This window comes from Plantactinospora sp. A48, assembly GCF_055793945.1.
The window spans coordinates 1-906 of sequence record NZ_JBTIXF010000144.1; the positions used below are offsets into that span (position 1 = coordinate 1).

Annotated in this window: 1 pseudogene; it reads right to left on the reverse strand. The window is 68.2% G+C overall.

The features are described from left to right. Positions 1–2 precede the first annotated feature (2 nt). Positions 3–779: pseudogene (locus ACXN5W_RS30355) on the reverse strand (transposase family protein). Positions 780–906 lie beyond the last annotated feature (127 nt).

A 906-nucleotide genomic window follows, 5' to 3' on the forward strand; every position in this document is an offset into this window, starting at 1 on the left:
TTTCATCGTGGGTGGCGGGCGTCTTCGGCGGTTTGGAGGACGAGGATGGCCTGTACGATCGCGGTGGCTCGGCGGGGGCAGCAGCGGAGCTTGGTCAGGATTTTCCAGGTCTTGAGTGTGGAGATGGCGCGTTCGCCGAGGGCTCGGATCTTGGCGTTCTGCCTGTTGACGGACTTCTGCCGGCGGGACAGGCGGGTCCGGCGACGTTTGAACGGGGTCCAGACGGTGCCGCAGGCGCCTTGGTAGCCCTTGTCCGCGAACGTTAGGACGTTGTTGCTGGCCAGGGCGTCGATCAGGCCGTGGGTACGGGCCGCGGTCAGGTCGTGCACCGCCCCGGGCAACGCGGGTGAGGCCCATATCAGCCGTCCGGCGGCGTCGGCCAGGACCTGGACGTTCACTCCGTGGCGCTTGTGTTTGCCCGAGTAGTAGGGCCGCTGGTCGGCGACCCGGTCGATCGGTATCAACGTACCGTCGAGAATCGCGTACGCCAGTCGTGCGGCTCGGCGCATCGCGGCGTTCAGGTCGTCGGCACAGGCGGCGAGCAGGTCGACGGCTCGCGCAGGTAGCGCCACACGGTGGTCACGGACACCTCGAAGCCGGCCGCGAGGGCGGGTGAGGGTGTCGCCGTTACGCAGGTGGGCCAGGGCCATCAGCGCCTGCTGCCCCGCGGTCAGCCGGCGCCAACGGCCACCGAGCGCGCGTCGTCGGTCGCGGATCAGTTCGGTCAGGCGGGTCAGGCTGCGCGTGGACAGCGGGATGCTGGCAGGATAGGTCAGCAACGAAGCTCCCGGTGCTGGGCGGTGCGTCTTGGTCGACTGCTGTCCTACCGGGAGCTTCGTCCTATCTGGAGCATCGACACGCCGCCGCGTAGCTGCTCAGACCCCTCCACCACGATGAAAATGGCTC